The 25,987-nt window shown below is 38.8% G+C and carries 18 protein-coding genes and 5 pseudogenes; 8 read left to right on the top strand and 15 right to left on the bottom strand.

Features of this window, described 5'->3' with window-relative positions; translation table 11 throughout:
- Positions 1 to 47: 47 nt before the first annotated feature.
- From MIC7126_RS28065 to MIC7126_RS28070, 7 genes are all read right to left on the bottom strand, one after another.
- The gene (locus MIC7126_RS28065; protein WP_017655346.1) at positions 48 to 1,238 is read right to left on the bottom strand and encodes a GNAT family N-acetyltransferase; all 1,191 of its coding nucleotides are present in this window, start codon (positions 1,236 to 1,238) and stop codon (positions 48 to 50) included.
- A 124-nt stretch (positions 1,239 to 1,362) separates the two neighbouring features.
- Complete coding sequence (locus MIC7126_RS0122140) at positions 1,363 to 1,860, bottom strand: SRPBCC family protein (protein ID WP_017655347.1); 498 nt, start codon at positions 1,858 to 1,860, stop codon at positions 1,363 to 1,365.
- A 14-nt stretch (positions 1,861 to 1,874) separates the two neighbouring features.
- Positions 1,875 to 3,194 (bottom strand): aspartate aminotransferase family protein, encoded by a 1,320-nt coding sequence (locus MIC7126_RS0122145; RefSeq protein ID WP_017655348.1) that lies wholly within the window; start codon positions 3,192 to 3,194, stop codon positions 1,875 to 1,877.
- Between the two features lie 28 nt (positions 3,195 to 3,222).
- Positions 3,223 to 4,071, bottom strand: coding sequence for a fatty acid desaturase (locus tag MIC7126_RS0122150; RefSeq protein WP_238553669.1), 849 nt, complete (start codon positions 4,069 to 4,071; stop codon positions 3,223 to 3,225).
- A gap of 89 nt (positions 4,072 to 4,160) precedes the next feature.
- Positions 4,161 to 5,228, bottom strand: coding sequence for an SDR family oxidoreductase (locus tag MIC7126_RS0122155; protein ID WP_017655350.1), 1,068 nt, complete (start codon positions 5,226 to 5,228; stop codon positions 4,161 to 4,163).
- A 48-nt stretch (positions 5,229 to 5,276) separates the two neighbouring features.
- On the bottom strand, positions 5,277 to 6,446 hold the full coding sequence (locus tag MIC7126_RS0122160) for a nitric oxide synthase oxygenase (protein WP_017655351.1): 1,170 nt from the start codon (positions 6,444 to 6,446) through the stop codon (positions 5,277 to 5,279).
- Positions 6,447 to 6,452: 6 nt separating this feature from the next.
- Positions 6,453 to 7,523: an SDR family oxidoreductase gene (locus MIC7126_RS28070; protein ID WP_017655352.1), complete on the bottom strand. Its 1,071-nt coding sequence runs from the start codon at positions 7,521 to 7,523 to the stop codon at positions 6,453 to 6,455.
- Positions 7,524 to 8,263: 740 nt separating this feature from the next.
- Here MIC7126_RS28070 and MIC7126_RS0122175 point away from each other — a divergent pair.
- The 3 genes and pseudogenes from MIC7126_RS0122175 to MIC7126_RS0122185 form a co-directional block, all read left to right on the top strand.
- Positions 8,264 to 8,563 (top strand): annotated as a pseudogene (locus MIC7126_RS0122175) (ATP-dependent zinc metalloprotease FtsH); the annotation flags it as partial.
- 83 nt (positions 8,564 to 8,646) lie between these two features.
- Entirely contained in the window at positions 8,647 to 9,585 is a 939-nt protein-coding gene (locus tag MIC7126_RS0122180; protein WP_026100460.1) for a hypothetical protein, read from the top strand.
- A gap of 179 nt (positions 9,586 to 9,764) precedes the next feature.
- Positions 9,765 to 11,093, top strand: a complete 1,329-nt coding sequence (locus tag MIC7126_RS0122185) for an IS701 family transposase (protein WP_017655356.1) — start codon at positions 9,765 to 9,767, stop codon at positions 11,091 to 11,093.
- 452 nt (positions 11,094 to 11,545) lie between these two features.
- On the opposite strand, the pseudogene MIC7126_RS29650 reads toward MIC7126_RS0122185, so the two are convergent.
- Positions 11,546 to 11,824: pseudogene (locus MIC7126_RS29650) on the bottom strand (ISLre2 family transposase); the annotation flags it as partial.
- A 42-nt stretch (positions 11,825 to 11,866) separates the two neighbouring features.
- Positions 11,867 to 12,631: an IS4 family transposase gene (locus tag MIC7126_RS28075; RefSeq protein WP_017655357.1), complete on the bottom strand. Its 765-nt coding sequence runs from the start codon at positions 12,629 to 12,631 to the stop codon at positions 11,867 to 11,869.
- 177 nt (positions 12,632 to 12,808) lie between these two features.
- On the opposite strand from MIC7126_RS28075, the pseudogene MIC7126_RS31040 reads away from it, so the two are divergent.
- Positions 12,809 to 13,033, top strand: a pseudogene (locus tag MIC7126_RS31040) (hypothetical protein); the annotation flags it as partial.
- Between the two features lie 70 nt (positions 13,034 to 13,103).
- Here MIC7126_RS31040 and rppB read toward each other — a convergent pair.
- Positions 13,104 to 14,537, bottom strand: coding sequence for a two-component system sensor histidine kinase RppB (rppB, locus tag MIC7126_RS0122200; RefSeq protein ID WP_017655359.1), 1,434 nt, complete (start codon positions 14,535 to 14,537; stop codon positions 13,104 to 13,106).
- A complete protein-coding gene (rppA, locus tag MIC7126_RS0122205) occupies positions 14,524 to 15,276 on the bottom strand; it encodes a two-component system response regulator RppA (protein ID WP_017655360.1) in 753 nt (250 codons plus the stop codon). The genes rppB and rppA overlap by 14 nt, the downstream gene beginning before the upstream one ends.
- 977 nt (positions 15,277 to 16,253) lie before the next feature.
- Here rppA and MIC7126_RS0122215 point away from each other — a divergent pair.
- The 3 genes from MIC7126_RS0122215 to MIC7126_RS0122225 all read left to right on the top strand — a co-directional run bounded on the left by MIC7126_RS0122215 (position 16,254) and on the right by MIC7126_RS0122225 (position 19,790).
- Positions 16,254 to 17,348, top strand: a complete 1,095-nt coding sequence (locus MIC7126_RS0122215) for a cysteine synthase family protein (protein WP_026100461.1) — start codon at positions 16,254 to 16,256, stop codon at positions 17,346 to 17,348.
- 29 nt (positions 17,349 to 17,377) lie between these two features.
- Entirely contained in the window at positions 17,378 to 18,706 is a 1,329-nt protein-coding gene (locus tag MIC7126_RS0122220) for a hypothetical protein (RefSeq protein ID WP_017655363.1), read from the top strand.
- A gap of 292 nt (positions 18,707 to 18,998) precedes the next feature.
- A complete protein-coding gene (locus tag MIC7126_RS0122225) occupies positions 18,999 to 19,790 on the top strand; it encodes an IS5 family transposase (protein ID WP_017655364.1) in 792 nt (263 codons plus the stop codon).
- A 648-nt stretch (positions 19,791 to 20,438) separates the two neighbouring features.
- Here the strand turns inward: MIC7126_RS0122225 and MIC7126_RS0122230 are convergent.
- The 4 genes and pseudogenes from MIC7126_RS0122230 to MIC7126_RS28080 form a co-directional block, all read right to left on the bottom strand.
- Positions 20,439 to 22,091, bottom strand: a complete 1,653-nt coding sequence (locus tag MIC7126_RS0122230) for an iron uptake porin (RefSeq protein ID WP_026100462.1) — start codon at positions 22,089 to 22,091, stop codon at positions 20,439 to 20,441.
- A 244-nt stretch (positions 22,092 to 22,335) separates the two neighbouring features.
- Entirely contained in the window at positions 22,336 to 22,821 is a 486-nt protein-coding gene (locus tag MIC7126_RS0122235; RefSeq protein ID WP_017655366.1) for a DUF2808 domain-containing protein, read from the bottom strand.
- Positions 22,822 to 22,928: 107 nt separating this feature from the next.
- Positions 22,929 to 23,414, bottom strand: a complete 486-nt coding sequence (locus tag MIC7126_RS0122240) for a DUF2808 domain-containing protein (protein ID WP_017655367.1) — start codon at positions 23,412 to 23,414, stop codon at positions 22,929 to 22,931.
- Between the two features lie 232 nt (positions 23,415 to 23,646).
- Positions 23,647 to 24,789: pseudogene (locus MIC7126_RS28080) on the bottom strand (IS4 family transposase).
- 1,048 nt (positions 24,790 to 25,837) lie between these two features.
- Here MIC7126_RS28080 and MIC7126_RS32460 point away from each other — a divergent pair.
- Positions 25,838 to 25,967, top strand: a pseudogene (locus tag MIC7126_RS32460) (transposase); the annotation flags it as partial.
- Positions 25,968 to 25,987 lie beyond the last annotated feature (20 nt).

Consider the following 25,987-nt stretch of genomic DNA (forward strand, 5'->3'; position numbering starts at 1 on the left):
TAAAACTCCTATTTACTGTGAAATATTTATTAGAGGCAGAAAGGGGACTACAGTTTATAAATGTTGTATGACGGAACTAAGACCGGATTAGGAAATAGAATATAGAAACTCTTACGAATAATGAAATTAAGTAGATATCCCGTACCTTTTATATACATATAAAGTGGTGTTTGGTAGGAGCCTAGTCTAGCTTTGAATGTGTCTGCTGTTTGACCAAAGTCAATTTTTTGTACATTCTGTTTCAATGCTTCATCTAGAGCAGCATACATTAAATTGAAATACAGGTCTGACTCGGCGTTTAAACTGTAATCTAACCCACAAAATAGGTAATGAACACTTGATTGCGTACAAAGAGAACAATTGAATGCCACTATCTTGTCATCCTTATAAACAAGAGTGAAAATTAATTGCCCAGGGAAATTAATTGCTAACTCTCTGAAAAAACTTATAGGCAGATTTTCCAGTTTGTTTTCCGATTTTTGTACAACTGCTTCATATAGTTGATGTATTTCTGGAGTATAGATTTGCAAAATCTTTTCTGTATCTTTCAACTGAACAATGCGAAGACCACCTTTTTCAAATTTGCGTTTTGACCTTTTAATATCATTGCGATAGTGGGACTTTAAAGCAGCGCAGTATTCCGCAAAATTAGCATACTTTGCCTGAAAGCTATGCATAGGTAAACTTTCAGCTTTGACATAATCAAGCTTTAGCAGTGTATCTAATTGATGGCATTCTTGAGAATTAAATTCTTTGTAAATAGTTAGCTTGGTTTTTTCTTTGACTGCAATAGTATTCATAATACTATCAAACGATTTAATAATCAACTGCTGATTAGCATTTTTCTCAAAAATTAAATGGTTCTTGCCAATAGAAATTGGTAAACCACAAAAAAGAACATTTAAATATAAAAACGACGGTAGTAATTGTCTGACATTAGTAATAAATTTTTTAGTACCTTTACTAGCAACAACTCCTAAGTCAGTTTTAAATGTAGATAGACTAGTACAAGCAGACGGATTGCCATTTCGGTCATAAAAAATGACATACCATAATTTGCTAAAGTCTGCCATAGTTTTTTCAATTGTCAATAATAATCTAATATCCATATAAATATTAGAATCACTTGTCTGACAAACTTGCTTCCAATCATCTAAATCTACGTCAAGAATTGAGTTGTACAGTTTATAAGAGTAAGTCCTTTCACTTTTAATTAACCAGTCAATTGCTTTCGTCATTTATTTTTACCATCTCTACAATAGAAATAAATTTCCAGTTAAACCAGAACTATTTATTTGTTTTGATAGTTACAGAACCAATATGCAACTATCAAAACAAGGTAATGTTTTCTATTTATTCAACTTATGCAGCTGCGACTTGGTTTGGTGTTTGTGTTGATGATGAAGTAACTTGAACTGGTAAAAATTCTACTTCTTCACCAAATAAGCCCCTAATAATTGCTGTGATGTTTTCCTGTAGTGCCTGTATAGCAATGGGATCAAGAATTTGACTTAAAGAGGGAATACCCATGTCAAACTCAGCTAAAAACAATATTAGGCAACCATCTTTTTGATTTTGAGCTTTCCACTGTCCACAGAAGTGTTCTACATCACCTTCAATCTGATTGAAGCTAATTGTATAATTTGAGGCATCAAATAAATCTTCTTCTATCCAAGACATCACACCGCCACGAAAGTCAACTTCCCAAGTAGAAACAGTCCGTCCGTCAGATAGTACTTGGCTGGTGATGCTATGTACAGCTTGACTGTTCTTTGCGTATGAATCAAAGTCGCAGAGAATTGGATAGATTTCTTCGGCACTGCGATGGGCAATTTTAGCAACAATTTCTAAGTATTGCATTAGTAAAATCTCCTTTATGAATTAACAACGTTTAAAGATGAGTTACGTTTTGCAAGAGCGATCGCACTTTCTGAAATCGCACTCAGCAGCCAATCAACATCTGACTCACTCAGAATTGCTGGTGGTGTTAATCTGACAACGCGGTGAGCATTAAGTGAATAGGAAACCAAGACATTTCTGTGCATGAGTTCAAACATGAAGTCACCAGCCAGATAATCAGCTGCAAACTCAATGCCAATCAACAGTCCAATACCGCGAACTTCTCGAACTAGATGAGGACACATTTCGCCCACAATTTTCTGCACTTCAATAAATAACTTTTCACCTAGTTCTTTGGCTCTGGGTATAATATTCTCGTTTTTAATCACATTAATTGCTGCTTGTGCGGCAACTGTAGCTAAAGGATTACCTGCAAAAGTCGAAGTGTGCAACAGGGGATCTTGATTAAGCCTTTCATAAGCTTGGGCAGAAGCAACCGCAGCGCTAACAGGTATAACTCCTCCACTTAAAGCCTTCCCCACCAGAAGTACATCAGGAACTACCTGTTCTCTATCTGCTCCCCACCAAGTTCCTAGTCGTGCGAGTCCCGTTTGAATTTCATCGAAAATCAAAAATGCTCCATACTGGCGGCAGAGTCTTTCTACATCTCGCAAGTAGCCTTCATAGGGAACGATTACACCACCTTCTGCTTGAACAGGTTCCAAAATAACGCAGCATTCATCACCGTTATGAGAAAGTACATTCTCCAGTGCTTTTGGATCTGCAAAGGGGATAAACTCAACTTCTGGGAGCAGAGGCTGGAAAGGCAGACGATAGGCTGCACGACTGGTGACACTTAATGCTCCCAGTGTCTTACCGTGAAAACCTCCGAGCATTGCAACTAACTTGCGTTTGCCAGATAGACGCGCTAGCTTGAGACCGGCTTCTGTAGCTTCTGCACCAGAGTTACCGAAATATACATAATCTAAACCCTTGGGGGTAACTGAGGCTAGAGTTTCCGCCGCCGAAGCTTGTTCGGCATTTAAAAGCGCACGAGTTGATAATGGATGACGCTCCAGTTGTGCTTTCACCGCCTCGATTACAGTAGGATGACAGTGACCGATGGTGAAGACACCGTAGCCACCACAAGCTAAATACTTTTGTCCGCGTTCATCAAAAACGTAGTTTCCAGAAGAACGAACTTCAACATGAGTACCCATTAATTCCGCCAGCTTGGCGAGTGACTTATTAACGTGTCTTTTTTGCCCTTGGATTACCATCTGTCTAAACTTAGCTGCTTGATGTGAATCTGGGTATGTTTCCACACTTTCCAGCATTTGTTGGCTTTCTTTCATTTCGCTTTTAATTTCTTAATAGTATTGATTAACTAACCTGAATATGCGGTTTGATTGGCACTTTAGGTGTCTGGTTTTGATGTTCTAGTAAAGCCACTTCTACTAAAGATATTGCCTTGCCGTAGCGAAACCAGGGAATACTAGGCCAAAGATGATGGACGATATGATAGTTTTGATTCAGCATCAATATCTGCAATAGTTGACCCTTAAATATGCGTGTGTTTTCCAAAGGATGTTGGGACTCCTGGGGAAAATGTACAGCCCATGCAACCGTTAGTTCAATTAATGCTCCAGCTACAAGCAGTGGGATCACCCATAACCAGAGAGCATCTTGCAGATGGCCTATCCAAGCCGCACCGATGACCACAGACAACTGCAAACCAACTGTAATTAAATGTTCGATTAATTGCGGACGTTTATTAGACCACAAACGGCGATTAATCATGAAAGAGTTGTCGTGTGTGAGACGCACCAATGTCCAGAGAGGTAATAACCAGCGCGGTTTTCTACCAATAACGTAGTCCGGGTCGTATTCTGGATGATTTGTAAACGCATGGTGCTGGGGGTGCAAGATACGGAACAAGGGGAACGTTGTACCCTCTAGAACTGCTGCGATGCGCCCAACCCAATTGTTAACCGTGCGATTAGGATGCACTAAGCGGTGTACAGCTTCGTGATTAACTGTATACAGAGCGTACAAACATAACAAGTTAATTGCTGCTGAAGCTTGAAGAGGTAAATATCCCAAAAGATAGGCAACAATTGATGCTGAAAAGATGTTAATGGTAGCGAAAAATAGTAACAGGGTGAGATTACCAAAAGTGCTATTTGGTATTTGCATTAAAGAGTGGTCAATCTCACGCAACTTCTGATTCACTAACTTACTTTCCACGTATGCCTCACTAACTAAATGCGCTGTAATCAGAGCAAGAGTTTTCGGCTCTTGCTCTTATGAATTGCAACTGTCTATGCAAACACTGGTGTCAGAGACTGAACTTGCAGATGCTCGCGAATTTGAGATTTGTTTTTGTCGTTGACTTGCAGATAGTCATTCTCCAAGAACCATTCAATAGCGTTAATTGCAGCTTGTTTAACACTGCTTTTAGGTTCAAACCCCAACTCATTTTTAGCTTTGCTGGTGTCGAGGTAATAGTAAAGGCTGGAGAACTTGACCATCGGTGCGGTATAAAGCGGATGTTGGTTGGTGATGTGGTCAGAAATAAATTCCAGAATTTGAGCTAGTTTTACAGCGCCTGCCTGAGGTAGTTTCAGTTTGGGGGCTGGAACTCCAGAAATTGCTTCTAAAGCCGAGAACAAATCGACGACAGAAAGATTTTCATGTCCTAAAATATAGCGATCGCCTACTTTCCCTTTCTTAGCTGCTAGGATGTGACCATAAGCAACGTCATCAACATCGATAAAGTTAGCACCGCCATCAATGTAACCTGGTATCCGACGGGCGAGAAAGTCTAAAATCAGCTTGCCAACAGGATTTGGCTTGATATCTCTTGCACCTAACGGTGCAGAAGGCATCACAACAACAATCGGTAGTCCTTGCGCTGCGAATCGATAAGCTTCAAACTCGGCAGAATATTTTGATTGCTCGTACTCCATCGACATATCCCACAAATTGAAATTGTGATTCTCTGTGGTGGGGGTGTCCTTTCCGTAACTACCAATTGTCGAGATGGTGCTAGTGTAAATTACTTTCTCTACATCCTGTTTCAATGCAGCAGAAAAAACATTTTTTGATCCCTCAACATTAACCCAGTCAAACAGGTGGCGGTCTTTACGAGGAACCCAAAAAGCTACCATTGCAGCACCGTGATAAACAGAATTGCAGCCCTGCACTGCTCGTGCTACTGAATCATAATCGGTAATATCCCCGTAGGCAATTTCAACATCCAGTTTCTCCAAATTTCTCAGATCCGAACCCTTTCTAACTAACGCTTTGACTTGTTGACCATCTTCTTGAAGTTGACGAACAATCGCAGAGCCTACAAAGCCTGTAGCACCAGTGACTAAAGCTTTCATGATTTATTCCTCCAATTATTGAGTTAGAAAAGTAAAAAACTATTGTTCTTAGTGACCGAAAGGACAGCCTGACTTTTTGCCAGATACAAACTGTCGCCAGGGATCTGGCTGCGAAAAGAAGTTGGGCTTTAGCTCAACATTTTCATAGTTGCGGTGGAAAACTGGAGTCGTCGATCCGGATATGGGAGGTACAATCCATGCCCAGTCGGCGTAGGTAGTTCTTCCCGCAAGTGCTTCGCTCTTTTCAAATTGCACAAAGCGACGAGTTTCACTGTGATGGTCAACCATAGTCACGCCAGCACGTCGGAACGAGTATAGAACCGCAACATTTAATTCAACTATGGCGCGGTCTCGCCATAAGGTATGGTCGTAGCGAGTATCTAGACCCATTCGCTTGGCCACAATGGGCAATAAGTTATAGCGGTTCTCGTCAGCAAAGTTACGAGCAGCTATTTCCGTACCCATGTACCAACCATTAAAGGGCGCGGCTGTGTACTGAACCCCGCCAATCTCCAACATCATGTTGCAAATTGCTGGTAACGCGTGCCATTTGAGACCAAGTTCTGCAAACCAAGAGTAGTCAGGATGCTGGATTGGCACTTCTAGCACTGCATCATGAGGTAACTCAAACAGCTTTGGACGCTGATTTGGCATTTGAATCACGATAGGCAGGATGTCAAAGGGAGTACCTTGGCCTCCTTTCCAGCCCATTCGTTGCACAAGCTCTGTAAACTCGACATACCTTGGGTCACCCACAACCGAACCATCCGTTTGCCGATACCCTGCGTAGCGAACGATTTGCTCATTCCAAATGCGGATTCCAGCTTGGCCTGGTTCTTGCGGTGCAAAGATAGTAGCAAGGGATTTGATGCGACCGCCGTTAGTGGATAACCGCAGATGCTCAACCATAGCCTCGAATACTTCTTCGGCTTGATTCAAGCTGCGGCGATCGCGAACTTCTAGTGAGTTCCAGTAGCTACGTCCCACACATCTGGTGCTATTGCGCCATGCCAATTTGGCTCCGTAAGCTAGTTCATCAAAGCTTTGCCAATAAGTTCCAGTTTGTTCTACCTCGCTTTCTATTTCCGCAAATCGATTTAAGTAGGATTCCTGAATTACTTGTTCTTCCTGCAACAATGCCAGAAATGCTTTGGCATCAGATAAAATGGTGTTATATGTATTCAAACCGTGTTGCAAGGCTAGGTTGTTGATTAGCATACTATGTCAACATTCACATTTAGCAAGTTGGGCACGGTCTTTCTTAGCTTTTTTACCAGAGCAGACTTTTGTTTCATTAGCCCAGTATTCAAGGCTATGGGTTAAAGCCGTTTCCAAATTGGGCAGTGGTGCTATACCAAAACCAGTTTCTATTTCTGGTAATGACGTGGGGAAAGGTTCCTCATTACATAAGTAGGGTGCGACTTGAGCAAACCAGTCAAAACCTTTTTTGACGGATTTTGGTAATTCTGACATAAAGGCAGGACGGATCAGACGATCTACAATGTCAGGGCTGACCATGCGTGGTATGTTAATCTCTATACCTTGAGTTTTGCCAAATTCTGCAATTAAATCTGCTATCTGGCGTACTGTCAAAGCTTTATTTCCAGAGGTGATCCAATATTCGCCTGCTACGCCATCATGCTCAATTATTGCTGCAATGGCGTTAGCAACAACGTCTTGAGGAATAAAATCTATATATGCGTGCGGTAGCATGGGCAGGATGGGCAAAAAACCTCTAAAAAGCGAACTTATGATGTTATAAATGCCCTGAAAACGTGCAATCTCACCTGATGTAGAATCGCCAATCACAATGGAGGGACGAATAATTGCGTGGGGCAGTCCACTGTCTCTAACTAACCGTTCTCCTTCTCGTTTCGAGATAGTGTATGTATGCTCTGAAGGCGCATCTTTACGTTGGTGAGGACGGATAAAAGCTGTGCTGATATAGTAAAAGGGAACTTGTGCGATCGCTGCCAATTCCAGCATATTTTCCAAGCCGCGTACATTTGTGCTACGAATTAATTCATCTGATTCACCAAAGTCAGTTACCGCAGCTGAATGGACAATACAATCAATGCACTTTGCTATATCTTTTAGCTGTGTCTGACTAAGACCAAGCTGAGGCAATGAAATGTCACAAGGAATGGTAGTGACACCTGAATTCGTGATTGGCTTCCTGTAGGTTAGACAAATAATCGAATGTGCATTCATTCGATCTAATAAAGCTTGACCAACTACTCCTGATGCACCAGTGAGCAGGATTGTTTTCTTGTGAGAAAACGGATTAATATACACTATTTTTACCTCTTGAATACAAGTGAATAATGGAGTTAACTGTTGCTCAGTAAATGGTTAAAAACACTAAAATATAGCTATTGTTGCAAGTATTTGACTACTTGTTTTTCTTGGTTTAAATTCACTGGTAAAGCAGGATGATGATTTGATAAGGATAGATTCTGGTTGATATCCTGCATCTGCTGCAACAGAAAATCTACTTCAGTCTCAAGCTGGCAAAACTTTAATTGTTGCTCCAATGGATATAAAAATCGTTTTGGCTCCATAAATGTGAAATAACAAGAATATGAAGAAGATTTTTTTGTTTTTTGTTACTCCAAAAACGATTGCAGATATTTTTGATTTCATCTTGTTTCACTTGCACCCATCCTTTAAGATTTTTTGTTAATTCTCTACAGTACTTATCGGTGGTATTTCGGAAAAATACAGAGAATTTTTGCTCGCCTCCCTTGTTTAATTTTTTTTTATAAGAGAAATTGTTAACTTCTAGTTATTTATACGGCTCATTCCAAGAAATTATGCAAGCAGCTATAAGTTTTTACAAAAATTCATTTTGAAGTCAAAAAAACTTTTACGCAGCAATTTCATCCTGATTTCATCTTGATGTGATATAATAGTATTATATGCTATGTTTAAAGTAAAAGTTGGCAAATTATTTCATCTTAATTTCATTTCTGTGTGAGAACTTGGTTATAAGGTTCTCTCTTTAGCTGTGGACGACAAACACAACATATATGTATGCAGTAACGATGGCTAATTTTAATGAAGCGATTGAACGAATGAGTACGGGTTTGCGGCAAAAGTCCTATTTTCTCAACGAGATAGAGGAAAGAACCGTTGTTTACTATGAAGGAGGTCACGCCATTGTAGGAGCCTTAAGTCCTGGGGCTGGCAAAATGGAGAAAACTTCTATTGTTCCTTGTGGCATAAGAGCTTTGGGTTACACCTTGCAACTATCAGAAGAAAACTACTTCCTGATAGCAGAAGATGAAATTTGTACTCGAATTGCCACGCTGCTTGTGGGAAATTTTGCTGAGAAGGCTTTTATAAGATTTCTATAGGATCTGTGAAATATTTTGGTTCTGGTGTTTTTTCCCACTTACAGTTACTAATTCGAGAAAAAATGAAGGATTTTTTGACTGCACTTGTTATCACTTCAACTGTTGTTCTCACTCAAGGTTGCGCCTCACAAGTGAAATCTGGTGAAACACCAGACTCTAATGCTACCACCGTGAGTAATGCAAATTCCCGTGCGAGTCACAATATGAGTAATTCTCAAACACCAAAAGCTGAGAAAAATTCTCATGGCGGTCACAATATTGAGAACTCTCAGGATGAGCATTCTGGTCATTCCAAGTTAGAATCAGCCAACGCAATTGCAAAGCTCATCCTCACCGCTAAAATTACTCCTAAAATACCTGTACCTTTAGCGATTGATGTAACAGACAAAGAAGGTAAAAAAATTGCTAATTTTGATCAATTTCAGGAAAAGCTAATGCATCTAATTGTTGTTAGTGATGACCTTCAATCATTTAATCATATTCATCCCATATATAAAGGAAATGGACGCTTTGAAGTTGAAGCTAATTTTCCCCATTCAGGCAGCTACAGCCTTTTCAGCGATTACAAAGTAGCAGGAAAAGCAGAACAAGTTTCGGTGTTAAAAGCAGAAGTTCCAGGTAACAGTCCAACTGCACCCAAGATTGATTTAGCTACTACAAAGACTTTTGGCAATACTAAAGCTAATCTCAAGTTATCTCAATCCACAATCAAAACTGGACAAGAAGTTCACTTAATTTTCAACTTACAAGATGCAGCTAGCAACCAACCGCTGAAAGATTTGAAACCTTATTTAGGAGAAAGAGGACATTTAGTCATCCTCAAACAGTCATTGCCGTTAACACAAGCAGACTATATTCATGCTCATGCGATGAAAAATACCCCAGATGCTGAGGTTCATTTTATAACTAGTTTTCCAAAACCAGGAAAATATAAAATGTGGGGACAATTTAATCGTAATGGCAAAATTGTCACTGCTGATTTCTGGGTAGATGTACAATAGTCATTTCAAATTTCATCTTAATCGAGTAGATTATAAAATCTAAGCCTATCCCTAGATGTTTAATTCGTATCTCAGGCTTGATAATAGTGCTTCTCTAGTACTATATCCCTCTTCTGTAACTTTCCGGGTATTCTGAATAAAAGAATAAAAAAAGAAAACCTTGAAAGGTAAGTAGGGCAATGGATGTAGAATTACAAATCCTCAAGCATTTGCCAAGAGATGCTCACCCAACAGTTACCATCATAGATGAATATTGTGCAGAGTATAAAGACCTGTTTAAAGAAGTAAGAAATTATGAGTGTTTCAAATATTTACATCTGGGAATAATGTCACCAATTAAAAGAAAATCGTTACCAGAGATAGCGAAAGCCGTAAGTATAAACTCTGCACAGTCATTACATCATTTTTTAGCTAATTCAGATTGGTCAGTAGAGGAATTAAAACAACGAAGATTAAATCGACTAAAAACAGCATTAGATGGCAATGCGATTACAGTAGTAATAGATGAAACAGGAGACAGGAAAAAAGGAAAGAAGACTGATTATGTAGCTAGGCAATATTTAGGGAGTGTCGGAAAAGTCGATAATGGAATAGTTTCAGTGAATGCTTATGGACTTTACTCTAATATAACTTTTCCTTTAAGTGTAAAAATATTCAAACCAAAAGGGACGCTAAAATCAGGAGATAAATATAAAACTAAAATAGAATTAGCATCAGAAATTATTACGGAGCTAATTGAATCAGGCTTTAATATTAAATTAGTACTAGCAGATAGTTTGTATGGTGAAAGTAGCGAATTTATTAGAAAACTAGCTGAATATCAACTAGATTATGTTGTAGCAATAAGAAGTAATCATGGAGTCTGGTTGCCAGCAGGACAGAGCGTTAGGGCGAATAAATGGTGTAAATTTGAAAAAACATTTAGCAATCAGAAATCAGAAATTAGATACATTAGGGAAATAATTTATGGTAAAAAAAGAGCCATAACTTACTGGGAAATAACCACTGATCCAGAAACCATGCCAGAGAATTCAACTTCTTTCGTAATGACAAATCTTCAAGGTAATCTCAAGAAAACTTTAGGAGATTTATATGGATTAAGAACCTGGGTAGAATATGGTTTTCGACAGTGTAAACAGGAACTAGGTTGGACAAATTATCGGTTCACAAATTTTCAACATATTGAGAGATGGTGGGAAATGATTTTTTGTGTTTACACAATGATTAGTTTAAATTCTTCCGCCTTGTTAGGCTTAAATCTATCTCGTAAAATTGAACCTGAGTTACAAGAAAATAGTGATGCTAATTTTTCTAATCATCAACAATGGAACCATGAATCCGGATGGAAAAATACTTTAAATAATCTACGTCTCATTGCCCAACCACTCTTACTATTTTGGTTGATTTATCCCTGGATACATATTTTCCCTAATTCTCATTTATTGCTGGGATTCAATCAATTAATTAGTGCAATGAATCAATTTAAACCCTATTATGCTTCTGGATAATTTCGCTTAGTTACTACTTGCTCATTCCGGAAAGTGACAGAAGAGGGATATGTCCCATCATTCAATAAAAATTCAAAAACATTAAAGCAATGCTAATACCTTGATGTTCGCACACGCTACTATGAAGCCGCTGTACTTGGGTATGTGTTTCGGATTGCATTTAGAGCGACCGCCTGAAATACGGGAGCAACGCGATTTGGTGAGATCGGGGAAAAAAGGTGCGATGCCTGCGGCGGGCTGCGCCTACGCTAAAAATTTAATTTAAGTACAATGTAATTTTACTTACAAAAAAAATTCCGCATCACAGGATAATTGATCTTGATGAGATGTCTCAAAAAGATTACTAGCAAGCTATTTGACAATTATTTAAAAAAATATTTGTAACAAGTCTTTGATACTTAGTATCAAGTATGGCAAAATTTTCTTCAGGTCGGAATTAAAGTATAAAATAATTAAGAACTTATAGGCTTGATGAACGAATTAAAGATAGAATCACAAAAATTATCCCAGCTTCCAGCTATCCATTGACAACGGAGATGTAACATAATTTCTGCATTGTCTTTTAACCAAAATTTACTGTTACCTTTCATTCTTAAATTTACAACCTGGCGGATTAAACTTTCAACAGCACCACTACCAAGAGGGAGGTTTTTAGATGCAACTTCATTAGATTTTAAAAGCCTTCGTCGGTAAGCTTTTAAAATATAATTTCGTTCTCGCACTAAGATTTTACAAGAAAAGGGAACTCTTAACTCTTAACAGAATGTTAAGAGTTAAGAGTTAAGAGTTCCCTTTTCTTGTAAATTAGTTAATAAATACCAAGCGTCTTTTTCTTGCTTACCCCTGTACTTTCTTTTCCAGTAAACTCCTAAGTTAAACCGACCAAACCCACGTTTTTGAGTAACGTTGACGTTGGTGTAAAAGGAGCGGACACCAGGATAAATTTCCATGCTACTTAAAGGCTGAAATTTCTGTCTTTTTTGGCGAAAAGTAGTATCCTTTTTTTGACGGAGTACAAAACCTACATTCTGGTTTTGAAGCCACTGTGCCAGTTCTACACTGTGAAATTCCCTATCTCCGATAATTACTAATTTGTACTCTTTTAATAAGCGGATTACTGGACGTAATACTTTTTCTTGTTCAGTGAGGTTGGTACTACCATCTTTCTCTAACAAGCACCAATATATTGGCCACGCTCTTTTTTGGTAAATTATACTAATCATCAACACATTATTTTCCTGCCACTGTGTTCTATCCATCGCAATGGTTAATTGTGACCCCAGTTTAAAATGTTGGTTAATTAGGGCTTCAATAATTGGAAACCACAACAATACTACACTTAAGGCATTTAGCGTTAAAAACCTTTGTATATGCCGTCTACGACTATTTTGTTGTATTGGTAATGGTAGTGTCGCTGCCAGTCTTTCTATCTTCACTTGTTTTTGATTTTGTAGTAACCACACCAACATCTTTAGGGTGATTAACTGTGCTTTATTCAGGTACTTTTCTAAAAATTTTTGGTAGAATGATGCTAGCATTATGATGAAGGTCTTAATCAAATTACGAGACCGTTCTTTTTTACCATTAAACTGTACCCTACAGATAGTCGCTTAATAACTGTACAGTTCATTCTCAATAAGCACACAAATTTTTCCAGGGGTCTGTGCCTCCCAAACCTTTAGCTTGCAGGATTTAAAGGCGATTGTCGCCCCCTGAACTTGCAGCCATACTTAGGAGAAAAAGGACATTTAGTTATCCTGCGACAGTCAACCTCATTAACAGCAGCAGATTACATTCATGCTCACGCGCTAAAAAATGCTCCTGCTGGACAGGTTCATTTTATGACTAGCTTTCCTCAACCAGGAAAGTATAAGCTCTGGGGTCAGTTTAATCGCAATGGCAAAATCGTCACAGCTGATTTTTGGATCGATGCTGTTTAATTTATACCAAATAGAATGTAACAATACTATCTTTGGCAACTTCGTATTAGGTAAAAAATCTTATTTATAACTAACTACGTAAATTGCGATACATCAATTTCAATAGAGAGATAGAGCGATGCCTACGGCGGGCTGCGCCTACGCTCCTTAGTGGAGCAACATCCAAAGGTAATTCAACTGTAAAAGTACTACCTTGACCCAATTCGCTTTGCACATTTAATTTACCTTGATGTGCTTGAACAATAGCTTGAACAATTGCTAATCCTAATCCAGAACCACCAGTGCTACGAGAGCGATCACTACTCACTCGATAAAAGCGATCAAAAATTCGAGTCAGTTCGTGTTTTGGGATACCAATGCCTGTATCTTGAACTTTGATTACAGCATAATGGTCGTTGCGGTCTAATAAAACCGTTACTTCTCCTTCTCTAGGTGTGTATTGAATTGCATTGACAATTAAATTAGAAAACAAGCGATAAAGCTGGTCAGCATTACCTATAATATTCAGAGGTTGATGCACTTGTATTAAAGATGTCAGCTTTATCTCTGCGGCATTTGCCATCGCTTCAAATTCCTCAACTAAATCGCTAACAATATCATTTAGGCAACAATTTTCACGTTGTAACTTTTGGGCTTGTTTATCTAAACGTGCTAACATTAATAAATCAACAACTAAAGCCGTTAGCCGTTGATTTTGACGCTGTATAGTTTGCAAAATATCCCGTGTATCTTCAGAATCTATTTGCGGCATTAAAAGTGCTGATTCCACTGTTGCACCTGTTGCAGCTAAAGGCGTTCGTAATTCATGTGCGGCATCTGCTGTAAACTGTTGAATTTGTCGATAGGATTGATAAATTGGCTGCATAGCTAATCCTGATAGCCACCAACTAGCAGCAGCAATCATACTCATAGCAACTAGCAGCCCTAATACCAAAATTAGTTTTACAATATCTAAGTAATGATTAAACTCTTCTAAACTTCGCCCTATTTGCATATATCCCCAGTCTTGATGATTTTGGGTATGCAACTCTAGAGTAACTTGATGATAATCTTTGCCTTTGCTGTCTTTGAGAAATTGCCAAGTTTTTTGATTAAAAATGTCAGGTAATCCTTCTGGATAATAACCAGCAGTAGCAATTAATTTTCCAGAAGTATCAAAAAAACGTATATAGTAGCTACTTTTAGTAACGATACCAAGAAGATGACGTTTAGAATCTGACTGTTGTTGAATACAATTAGTAGCTCCAGTTCCACATTTATCTATATTTGGAAATAATTGATATGCCAATGGTTCTAAACGTCCAGGTAACTGTAGTTTTAGTTCGATACTGTCGTGCAATGTTCCCGCTACAGACTCGATTTCACTGTCTAAAGCCACCACATGAGCATGAAACACTGCTCGATAAAAACCGAAGGCACATAGGCTTAAAATTAAACCCATAACGATGGCATAATACAGAGCCAACCGAATACGGGTGAGCCGAAACAGCTTATTCTGATTCATTGGTGAAATTAAGACGATATCCCATACCGTGCAAAGTTTCAATTGAGTTAGTACAGTCGCTATTGGTGAGTTTGCGACGTAACAAACGTATTTGCGCCGCCACTACATTGCTACTAGATTCTGCATTAACTTCCCAAATTTGATTGCGAATTTGTTCGGTAGTAACAATCTGGTTGGCGTGCTTCATAAAATATTCGAGTAGTTGGAATTCTTTGTTAGTCAAAGGAATCCTTTCCGGTTCACCTGTAGTATTTTGTCTTACAACTGTGCTGTTGCCATAATCTAGAGTCAAGTTACCAACAGTCAATTGTTGAGGTTGGAAATGCGGAGAGCGACGCTGCAAAGCCCGCAATCGTGCCAGTAGTTCTACCATACTAAAGGGCTTTACTAGGTAATCGTCAGCACCAGCATCTAGTCCGGCAACTTTATCTTCCATTCTATCTTTAGCAGTTAGCATCAAGATGGGAAGAGGATTACCTTTGTAACGTAGTCTTTTACACAATTCTAAACCAGTAATTCCAGGAAGCATCCAATCGAGAATCGCTACTGTATATTGTGCCGAGCTATTTTCTAAGTAAGCCCATGCTTCAGTACCATCCATTACCCAATCAACTAAGTACTTTTGTTGATTTAAGGTGCGCTTAATAGCAGCCCCCAAATCCGGCTCATCTTCGACTAGCAGCACCCTCATATCAAATTGAATAGTTAAAGGTTCGTTGTAAATTTGTGATGTAAGCATAGTCTGCAATAGGGATACCCCTATAAATAGGTTGACAGAAGTTTATGAAATTAGGATGAAATTCTTAAGAATTAGAATTAAGCTATACAAAACCTAACAGTAACTAGTATCTTAGCGATACATAATCAAAGAAAAAAGACTCAGTAGACCAACTTGCCAAAATAGGGTGTGAACTTAGTTTGAGGAGTTATAGAAACTAAGTTTTGCAAGATATCTATTGAGTCAATAATAATTTTGACACGGAAATATGAAATTAAGATGAAATTTAAATTGTTTCAAGACATTTAGAAAATTTGTTGTCGTTAATTAGTTGATATGCAAATGAAGTTAGCCTTTTATCTCTAAAGTTAGAAGTTATGACAATAAATATTGCAGCTAATTCTAATTCATATGCATTTAAGAGCACTTTGTTAAATTTATCAAGAAATAATTCAGGATTCATGAGTTAGAATGAGCACATGAATCCTGTACGAATTGCGGATGAATAAATGGGTTGAAGACCACCGAATTTTTAATTTGTTGGTCTTCAACTAGTAGGATAACTTAGACCCAACATTAATTAATTTTGAATTATTTTTAAAAATATACAACAACTAGAAGTTAATTAAATGATAAAAATACATCATCAATACTGAACTTTGGAAAATATTAAAGACAAAATAGAAAACTTCATCTTAATTTCATATTTATCCTTCAAGATAAAAAATAGGTCGATTCAATAATGGATATCAATATTTTTGTGGACATGACTTAAAGACTTGCTCAGATAGTTATCGCTCAGACCTAATTGATATTTACTTTTGGTCAAATTGAAACAGATTTAGGTGGTGATGAGCTATACAAGCAATAGTCACTACAATTCGTATCGTCAATAAAACAATGTAGTAGTGATATTGCAAATAAAAATCCGCTCCAATGAGCAAGTTAATTCAGCCCTGATAATTCCTACTAATTTTTGATTTTTTTGGATGTTAAATATGAATCAGCTTACAAAATCTTCATCATTCGAGAACGTTTCTAACTGTCAATGGAACAATCATAGTAAATGGAAAAAGATTATTGCCGCTGATGTTACCGAGGCAATAGGAAATGTACCGATTGTAAAACTCAAAAATATTTCTCCTGTATGTGTTGTCTCAGAATGTTTTTTGAAGTTAGAGAGCTGCAATCCAGGAGGGTCTATTAAGGAGAAAAATGCAGTCTATCTCGTGACGCGTGCAGAGGAGGAAGGGCTTCTTATACCTGGTGGTACGATTATCGAGTCAAGTTCAGGAAATTTCGGCGTTGGTCTGGCTATGGTAGGAGCAGTCCGAGGGTATCGAGTGATTATTGTCGTCGATGCAAAAACTGCTCCACCCTTTAGACGAATGCTGAAAGCATATGGTGCTGAACTTGTGGATGTACCGCTACATGAGGCAGACGAATCAGGCTCGATGCAGAAGGCAAGAATGAAACGAGCCCGTGAGCTTGCCGCAACTATTCCCAATGCTTGGTATCCATGTCAACACTTGAATCCTCTGAATACGGAGGCACATTCATACTACACTGCGCGTGAGATTGAAGCTCATTTTTCCTCCGATCTTGATGCTGTCGTTGTTGGTGTTAGCACTGCGGGACAAATAATGGGAATTGCTCGTTATCTTCGACCACGATTTCCAGAAATACGTATTGTTGGCGTTGATGTTGAGGGTTCAGTCATTATGGGAACCCCAGCAAAACCATACAAGATGACGGGTGTTGGATTATCGTTCTTTCCACCTAATCTAGAGCTTTCGCTGCTTAATCGTGCTTACGTGGTACCAGAGGCGCTTGCTTACTCGGTATGTCATGCACTCGCACGTCGTGAAGGATTGCTTCTTGGTGCATCAACAGGGGCAATTGTCGCTGGTGGCTTGCATCTAGCTCACTCTCTTGGTGCTGGTGCGCGGATTCTGATGATCAATCCCGATGCAGGGGATAGATATCTTGAGACAGTGTACGACGACCATTGGCTTGATCATCATGGATTTACCCTGAAACAAGGAGAGCATCTTGATGATGCGATCGCCTCACTGACTCCTGTGTATTTTTAGTGGCTTATTATATAGTGCTCAAAAATTTCATGAACACCTCACCTCAGCAGGAACAGGAAGGTAATAGAACAGCCTCCCAGCGATCGCTATTGATGTTACTTGCTCAGTTCATACCTCTTTCCTTAACTGATGTGGCAATGACTCTCGGCGATCCACTTCAGACTGCTGCACTCAGTCGCCTGGCCTTTCCACAAGAGACATTAGCCGGAGTTGGGGTAGTCAAAGGGGTTGCCGTATTTCTAGAAAGCCCCATTATCATGATTATTCATGCCTCAACTGCTCTTGGAGGACAAGTCAAATCTCGCCGCGCACTTTGGCAGTTTACGGTAATTGCGGGACTTTCTCTCAGTGGTATCTTCCTTTTACTCACTTGGGAGCCTTTGTATAACTGGCTTCTTTTAGAGGTATTTGGCGTTAGCCCATTTATTGCAGCGCAAGGGAGAACTGCTTTTTTATTGATGTTCCTGTGGCCTTTCGTTATTGCTTGGCGACGATTCTTTCAGGGGCTGCTTATCCGCGCTCAAAAGAGCGTGGCTGTAGGATGGGCAGGTGTTGCACGATTTACTTGGGTAATTGTGGCGCTGACAGTGGGGGTTAGTCTTAGAAGTGATGGGGCATTTCTTGCAGGTATCACCATGATGGGAGGCATACTTATTGAAGCAGTATTGGTCACATGGTTCTGTTTGCGTCTTGGTGCTATTTCTATTCTCAACCAGCAAGTAAATTCTGAAACTAAGAAACTGCCTAAAACTTTTCCAGGAGTCACATTTTACTATCTTCCTTTAGCCTCAACAATGCTTATTGTCTGGGGTGCAAGGGCAATACTCTTAAGTCTCATTGCTCGCTCATTCGATGGTAGTCTTGCACTCGCTGTGTGGCCCGCTGCTTGGGGGCTACTTCTTTCGATCGCTAACGGTACACGCATGATTCAACAAGTGGTAATTTCTACTTATGAAGAAACTTCTAAGCGAACACTTGTTGCTTTTGTGGTTCTTGTCGGTTTGGGCTTTACTGTAATACCAATTTTTCTTGGGTTTACGGACAAAGGATTGTTATTACTTAGCCAGTTTTTGGGAAATAATCCATCTCTTGTGGAAGCAGCTCGTCCGGTTGTACAAATATTGTCATTTTTACCTCTGCTCCTGGCATTGCAAAATACGTTTCAAGGGTTGCTGATTCACCGAGCAAAAAATTGGTTCATCAACCTTGCAACATTAGTTGCCGCAGCTTTTACCCTGATAGTATGTGCAAGTCTGATTTTTACTAGACATAGTGGAGCTACTTCAGCAGCGTATGGAATGCTTGCAGGTACTGTCAGTGAAATTATAGTGCTTTTTTTCGCACTGCAACGTAAATAAGAGAGTCAAAATACAGGCAGTACTTTTTCCTTGCAGAAGAATAGGAAATTAAAAAATTTCGATTTTTCTGCATTTTTGGTGAAAAGAGATATACTTTGCGATCGCAAAGTATATCGTTTCCTAAGCAACTGAGGTACACCCAAATTTTGTTTACCAAGGTTAATAGCTTTTAAAACGTACCTCAACCGATCTGGAACCGTTATATAAGAGGATGTTTTAAAAGTGGGGGGTATTGTAAGAAAGCTCACAAGGCTTATGCTGAGATTTGTAGAAAACAGCACCTTATGAGCGAATGACTAAAGCATACCGTAGCAATTTGACTTGGGAACAGTGGGAATTAATTGCAGACCTGTTGCCAGAAGCAAAGCCGGGTGGTCGTCCCCGAAAATTAACCTTATTTGCAGTAGTGAATGCAATTCTCTATGTACTGTGTGAAGGGTGTACATGGCGAGGTCTACCAGGAGATTTTCCTGCATGGTCAACAGTTTATGGTTATTTTTGGAGATGGAGCCTAGATGGTACGTGGTTAAAGATTCACGATCAACTTTACCAGTGGGTGCGGGTAGACGCAGGACGTGAACCTAGTCCCTCAGAAGCGGCAGTTGATAGCCAATCAGTAGAAACAGCAACGATGATATCTATTGATGTTGGTTACGACGCAGGTAAAAAAATTCATGGGCGTAAACGCCATTTAAGTGTAGATTTACTGGGTCTAGTTTTACGCGTTTTGGTGACATCTGCAAGTCTTCCAGAACGCGAAGGAGCGAAAAAAGTTCTCCAACGAGTTCACGATACTGGTCATCAGGTAAAACGGTTGAATACTATTTGGATGGATGGGGGATATCGAGGCGAAGAATTTATGCGCTGGGTGATGGATATGTTTCGGTGGATTGTCGAAATTGTTCTTAGACCTTTGGAGAAAAAGGGTTTTGTCCATTTACCAAAACGTTGGGTTGTTGAGCGCACTTTTGGCTGGCTTAATTGGTGTCGGCGCTTGAGCAAAGATTATGAAAGGCTACCCCAAACTTCGGAGACTTTTATCTATATTGCCATGATTCGTATTATGGTTCGACGACTGGCATGATTTTTGACTGGTTTTTACTTTTAAAACATCCTCTAAACTACTGCGACGTTGAATAATTTATAAAAGAAAAGGAGTACGATTGCCAGTGCTGTAGGCAATCGCACTCCTTTTCTTGCTACTGGATTTGGTAATTTTAAACAGCATTACGTATGGTAGAGTTAACAGGATATACGCTACTAATATCAGTTAAATAAAAAGCCTTAGCACCATATAACTTCTAAAATCTAGTAAATGTGCTTAAAACTATACAAGTTTCATATTTAGTGAATTTTAATGTGTAAGTTTTTATTATGTTGTCTAAAATAAAAGTATTAAAATATTAACAGTTAGAAAAAATTCAATAGACCTCATTACCACAAATGATTGTAAATTGGTGTGAGCAAAAGTCAGTTAGAGAAGTTATGGAAACTAACTACTAGCAAGAAATCTATTGAGTTATCTTTATTGTGACAAATCAGTATGAAATTAAGATGAAATATCAAGCTGCCTCAGAAACTTTAAAATTTATACTTGCCTAAATAATACAACACCCTAATCGAAAGACTAGAGCGTTGTATTTAACACATACTACTAGACAGAATTAGAACTTAAAAACAGTTCTATGTATTGATGACAATACTATTAATGAAATGATGATGATTAGTAGTTTTAGAAAGTGAAAGTGGTACGCAGTGTACCAACGTAAATTGTGTCGTTGTTATTATTATGCTCTGGATTGAAGATGACCAATAAAGCAGGAGTGACGGAAATATTATCGTTGATCTGTAGGCGGTACAGAGCTTCTAAGTGGTAAGAGGTGTCGTTATCTTTACGCCTAGTAGTTCTTGCGGCGGAAGTGAATGCATCATTATCACTTACTTTAGGTGGTTGACCAAAAATCAGACCAAGCAAGTTGCCTTCTTTGCCAAAGTCTTTGAAGGCTACGGTTGCAGCCCAGTAATTCATTGATGCTTCATCACCTTGATTCACACCCGTACCACTTGCCCTGGCTTCAGCGTTGCTGTAACCATACCAACCACCAATAGTTAACTTGGAACTGGGTTTGAAGGTAGCTTCTATACCGTAATGGTTGGCAGTAGTAGCAACTCCATTGAAGGGATTACCTGCGTATACACTACCTGTACCCTCAAACAAGTTTACACTGGATAAACTATTTTGATAGCTGTGAGCGTAGGTAAGACCAATATTAAATGCATTACTAGGCCTGAAAGCTACCTGACCAAGGGCTGTATAGGCACCATTTGTCAGACCTCCATTTGAACCAGGATTGCTAGCTGTGCGAGCTATGTAAGCCGCAGATGCAGTGAAAGCTCCTGTAGGATTGAAAGTTATGGTTGCACCTGCACCACCGACACCAGTGCGATAGATAGGACTAAATCGACCATAGCGAGATAAAGCGCCCTTACCATCACTGGCAAGATCAGGGTTGAAGGTGTTGATGTTGTCGTAGATGTTACCGCCTGCTGCATCAATTTTTACCCGCACTGCATTACTCAGGTTGAAAGCATAGTTAATTTTATCGATGGCAGTCTCATTGTTCTGATTTCCATCAAAACCGAAGCGGGTCATATCAGTACCCGTCACATTTGTGTCATAGGCAGTGACGTTCCGGGATTGCAAGCGGATTTGCAATAGGTCTGTACCAACAAAACTTGATTCCAATCTCAGACGAACCCGGTCAGTTAGAATAGTATTAGAATCTAGGTTGGGAGCAGTACTTGGATTTACACCAGAAGAAACTGCCCTTAGATTGCTACCAAAAACATTAGATACGTTAAAAATTGCTTCCCCAATTAACTTGGTGGTAGTCGAGAACTGATTGGCTTCCAACTCAGCAGTGCGTACTTCTAAAGCATCTACGCGACCACGCAGGGTAGCTAGTTCCGCAGAAAATTCTTCTTGCAGACGCTGTAAGGTAGCCAAATCCTCTTTTGTTACTAAGTCAGCAGTAGCAGTAGCAATCAATTCGTTAACTCGGTCTAAACAGGCGTTCAAACCAGCGGCAAATTCATAGCGGGTCAAAGCGCGGTTGCCACGATAGGTGCTATTGGGATAGCCTGCAATACAGCCGTAGCGCTCAACTAAGGACTGTAAGGCTTGGAATGCCCAGTCTGTGGGTTGCACGTCAGAAAACTGAGAAACTGATGTGACTTGACCAAAGTTGTCTGATTGGGCAGTCAACTGGTCTACAGTTATTACCTGTTCGTTAGCCTCAGCTGCTAAAGCGCTGTTAGCAGCGAAAAATATAGCGGCAACAATAACTGGACTGAGCCTTAGAACATTCCAGAATGGTTTGGTCATGATTGTTTTCTCACTCACACCTAAATTTGATTCCGACATGATTTCTTGTCTCTTCAAACCTGAAAATCTAGTTACAGGATTCACTCCCATGACTAGAATATCAGAGCATGATGAAACTAGGATAAAATCACAGGTAAATGAATCAAAAAACCACCAAACACGCATCTATCACAATTTGCAGCCCTACTTCTAGCAATATGAGAGCTTAAAGCACCAGTTTTATAAACTCGAAGAATTGCTCTGACTAAGGGTAGGTCTGAATCCGAGCTAGACCAAGTGAGATTTCTTGAGTGAATCCAACTTTATTGGCATAAACTTGGTACTGCCAAGTTGCAGCATAGCCTGGTTCATAGATTTGAGTATTGACTCCTCTCATTAAAATTGAGAGTTTTGTCTCAGGGTCTATTGGTTGTGAAAAAGCTACAGTAGCTTTTTGTCCATTCATAGAAACTGTCGTGGGAATTTTTTGCCCTGATTGATTTTTTACCTCAATTCCTCTATCAATTTTCACTCCTTCAGGCAAATTAATTGTAAGTCCTGCCAGAGGTTTACCCTGCACATGGACTTCAAATTGGTGAGTAGCATCTGTGGCATAAGTAGTATTAGGAATGGCAGCACTTTTCATCAAATGAGAAGCGCTAAAATCACTTGGTTTTCCGCTTGCAAAAACAGCATCAACTGAAGATGTAAATGCCATTGTGAATGCAACAGTATAAATTAAGCTTTTCATTTTGATTCTCCTTAAAAACTAGTTCAATTCACTTTCTATTATCAGTTTGACATTCACAGATGAAATCTCAATGAAATCCCATAGTTTTTTAGTGAAACAAGGTTGTATTAGTAAGTACGAAACCAAGCAAAACCTATGGGAATTTCTGCATCAATACCAACCTCTCTAGCTGAGAAGCTGTAGACAGAACCATTACCAAGATTTCGCCTTTTTATTTTATTAAGGTCAATATCAAACTTAGTGTTAGGAGCAACTGGTTCGGCGAAAGCTAGTAGTATTGTTTTCCCGTTAACAGATACATTAGTGTTAATTTTCTGCCCATTTTCATCCACGACATCGATATCCTGAATGCTATTACTTATAGTTACATTGTCTGGAACTTTAATAAGTAGTTGGGTAACAGCTTTGCTATTTTGGGGAATGTGCAACCGGAAAGTATGTCTAAAAGTTCCCCAGCGTATGGGAGGGAATTGTGAATTTCCATCAATATGGGGAACTCTACCATCATCTGTTCTAGCAGTTGCATAGCTAGGAGCAATAATAGCTGTGCTACTCAGAGTCAATACAATAGCATAAATCAATGACCTCTTCATATTTTCCTCCAAAATAATTAAGTACATTAGTTAGATTACAGGTTTATTCTTTGTGAATGAACCTTTACAAAACCAGTTTGACAGGTCACTATGAAATTAAGATGAAATAATCAGTTTGCAAAAAAATTAACATTGCAAAGCATAAATTAGAAAAAATACAATTAACAAAAAGCTTTGTGTCCTGGTTCTCACCAACATTTGTCTCGCGTGCCTGAAGGGGAGACGAAATAAGCTACAATATAGATTCAATAAGCTTCATGGCTCTTAAACCTTGTTGATAATGCTTCCACTTATTACGATTAATTCTCATTAATTGTGTGACTAAATCAATACAGCTATCCTTGAAATGTACCCATGTTTGACCATATAAGCCGATATAAAAACTACTGTGTCTCCGTTGAGAACGACTCCTTTCTTTAATCCGAGCTATATATTTTTGGATTCCTTTGCGTTTAATAAGTTGACCATTAATTGTTGCAGAGGTGTAAGCGATCGCTATCAACAAAACTAGAGAAATAAAACGTTCACCTTGAACATTAGTGTTTTCTAAGTTATAGCCACCTGTTTTGAAATCTCTAAACATTTCTTCAATATCAAATCGCTTTTTGTAAGCAGCAATTGCTGACTCTAGGGTGTCAAAATTTGTTAAAATAAACCATGCTTCTTTGGGTGCTACTCCGTTAATTTTACGTTGCCACTTACCAGCCACATTAAAACTGATAAAACCCTGAGTCTTTGTTACCTTAACTCCCTTGATAAAAAAAGATACTCCAGGAGTTAATCCTAAACTGCTTAACTCCATAAACATATCTTGTTTAATTTCTACAAATTCATTCTTTTTCAATCGCAAACAAAAATATACATCCTTGCTCTGAAGGTACTTTGCTAGTTTTACCGAGCAAAATTCTCTATCCCCCAACACACAGATTTTATAATCTTTTCATATTGCTATAACTGGCGATAATATTTTCTGCTGTTCCGTGAGATTACTACTACCTAATTTGGGCAGCAAACTAAAATATATTGGTATGGCTCTTTTATCCCAAATCACGCTGACCATTAATAAGTTTATCCGACTCCAATTAGTCCTATCAATTGCTATATAAATAATTTTTTCATTCTGGAAGTAGTTTGCTATTAGTTCTTGAATAATTGGCAACCAAACTTTTTCAATTGTGAGATTTGGTAATGATAAAAATCTTTGTATTCTTTTTCTTCTGCTTTCAAATTTAATTCCCAAAGGTAGCGCATTCGCTAATTTTTCTAAAGTTACTTCTTTGATTGACTGCAACAGATGTATCAAAATTTTTAGCAACAGATATTCTGCTAAACTCAATTGACTTTTTAAGTGCTTTTGGTACAATATAGCTAACATTATCATTAAGTAGGTCTTATTGACAAAACTAGACCTACCTTTTTCTATCACAAAACGCTACCCATCTTATACACCAAGCTTTTTAGGCTGTTTCGTCTCCCCTCCAGCTCGCGTGCATAGCCACCATTAAGCTTATCCCTCTTCTGTCACTCTCCATAGATAAAAATCTATAATTCTTACTGCATAAGAGTTTCAGGATAAAACAATGATAATGCTTATCATATTAGAAAATAAAGTCACAAACCCAGTCCCAGTCAGAGTTTTAAACATTGCTTTTGATTTGTGTTTCCGGAGAGTGACAAAAGCGGGTTATAAAATTTAATATGGGAAGTCAAAATGAAATTAAGATGAGATCTAATGCTGTACCCTGGTATTCTATAAGAAAACAGGCTTATAGTTGTACTATAAGCCTATCAAGTTTGTGAAACATGAGGAACATATCTCTAAAATTTATTATATAAAAAGGAAATAAAATCAAGATGAAATACAGGTAAACATATATTTTTTTTTGTACTAAAAATATTTTATTAACTTCTAAGCTCAAAAATATACTATCTTAATTTTGCTTGAGTTCATACCATTTCACGAAAAACTTGATACAGATACAGCACTTTGCAAGTAAATGAAGTACACCCTTCTCTTGCTTGAGGCCACGGTGAATTACCCCCTTAGAGGGTGTTTATAAATAAAAAATAAAGAGCACTGCAATCATTACCGATGACAGGTATTTTCAAAAAAGACACTCGTCATATTTGAATCGGATGCCATGAGTCGAAAATCATACCCCACAGACATTTCCGATGCAGAATGGGATTTGATTAAATCCGAATGGCACTAAGAAAAGATACAGCCCTTGCTCTGACTGGTTCCCAGCCTCTAGGCAGGGAACCCATTCTGGGAGGCTCCGCCTCCAGTAGCTTGACAAGAGGCTCTGCCTCTTTTAAATACATTCCCAGCCTCCAGGCTGGGAACCAGATGACACAAGCCTTTGGGCTTTTCTTAGTGCCATTCGATTAAATCCCTTATTCCGGCAGAACGAAAGCAAAAACGTGGAAAAAAGCGTGAAGTCGATATGAGGGAAGTGGTAAATGCGATTTTTTACATCTTGCGTGCAGGCTGCTCATGGCGAATGATGCCACATGATTTACCAGCATGGCAAACTGTATACTCGTATTTTCAACGTTGGCAACGTAAAGGT

Source organism: Fortiea contorta PCC 7126 (assembly GCF_000332295.1).
Lineage (GTDB): Bacteria > Cyanobacteriota > Cyanobacteriia > Cyanobacteriales > Nostocaceae > Fortiea > Fortiea contorta.

What these genes read in the sequence shown, in the direction of transcription:
- MIC7126_RS28065 (WP_017655346.1), bottom strand. Translation starts at nt 1,238, where the DNA reads ATGACGAAAGCAATTGACTGGTTAATTAAAAGTGAAAGGACTTACTCT.
- MIC7126_RS0122140 (WP_017655347.1), bottom strand. Translation starts at nt 1,860, where the DNA reads ATGCAATACTTAGAAATTGTTGCTAAAATTGCCCATCGCAGTGCCGAA.
- MIC7126_RS0122145 (WP_017655348.1), bottom strand. Translation starts at nt 3,194, where the DNA reads ATGAAAGAAAGCCAACAAATGCTGGAAAGTGTGGAAACATACCCAGAT.
- MIC7126_RS0122155 (WP_017655350.1), bottom strand. Translation starts at nt 5,228, where the DNA reads ATGAAAGCTTTAGTCACTGGTGCTACAGGCTTTGTAGGCTCTGCGATT.
- MIC7126_RS0122160 (WP_017655351.1), bottom strand. Translation starts at nt 6,446, where the DNA reads ATGCTAATCAACAACCTAGCCTTGCAACACGGTTTGAATACATATAAC.
- MIC7126_RS0122180 (WP_026100460.1), top strand. Translation starts at nt 8,647, where the DNA reads ATGAAGGATTTTTTGACTGCACTTGTTATCACTTCAACTGTTGTTCTC.
- MIC7126_RS0122185 (WP_017655356.1), top strand. Translation starts at nt 9,765, where the DNA reads ATGGATGTAGAATTACAAATCCTCAAGCATTTGCCAAGAGATGCTCAC.
- MIC7126_RS28075 (WP_017655357.1), bottom strand. Translation starts at nt 12,631, where the DNA reads ATGCTAGCATCATTCTACCAAAAATTTTTAGAAAAGTACCTGAATAAA.
- rppB (WP_017655359.1), bottom strand. Translation starts at nt 14,537, where the DNA reads ATGAATCAGAATAAGCTGTTTCGGCTCACCCGTATTCGGTTGGCTCTG.
- rppA (WP_017655360.1), bottom strand. Translation starts at nt 15,276, where the DNA reads ATGCTTACATCACAAATTTACAACGAACCTTTAACTATTCAATTTGAT.
- MIC7126_RS0122215 (WP_026100461.1), top strand. Translation starts at nt 16,254, where the DNA reads ATGAATCAGCTTACAAAATCTTCATCATTCGAGAACGTTTCTAACTGT.
- MIC7126_RS0122220 (WP_017655363.1), top strand. Translation starts at nt 17,378, where the DNA reads ATGAACACCTCACCTCAGCAGGAACAGGAAGGTAATAGAACAGCCTCC.
- MIC7126_RS0122225 (WP_017655364.1), top strand. Translation starts at nt 18,999, where the DNA reads ATGACTAAAGCATACCGTAGCAATTTGACTTGGGAACAGTGGGAATTA.
- MIC7126_RS0122230 (WP_026100462.1), bottom strand. Translation starts at nt 22,091, where the DNA reads ATGACCAAACCATTCTGGAATGTTCTAAGGCTCAGTCCAGTTATTGTT.
- MIC7126_RS0122235 (WP_017655366.1), bottom strand. Translation starts at nt 22,821, where the DNA reads ATGAAAAGCTTAATTTATACTGTTGCATTCACAATGGCATTTACATCT.
- MIC7126_RS0122240 (WP_017655367.1), bottom strand. Translation starts at nt 23,414, where the DNA reads ATGAAGAGGTCATTGATTTATGCTATTGTATTGACTCTGAGTAGCACA.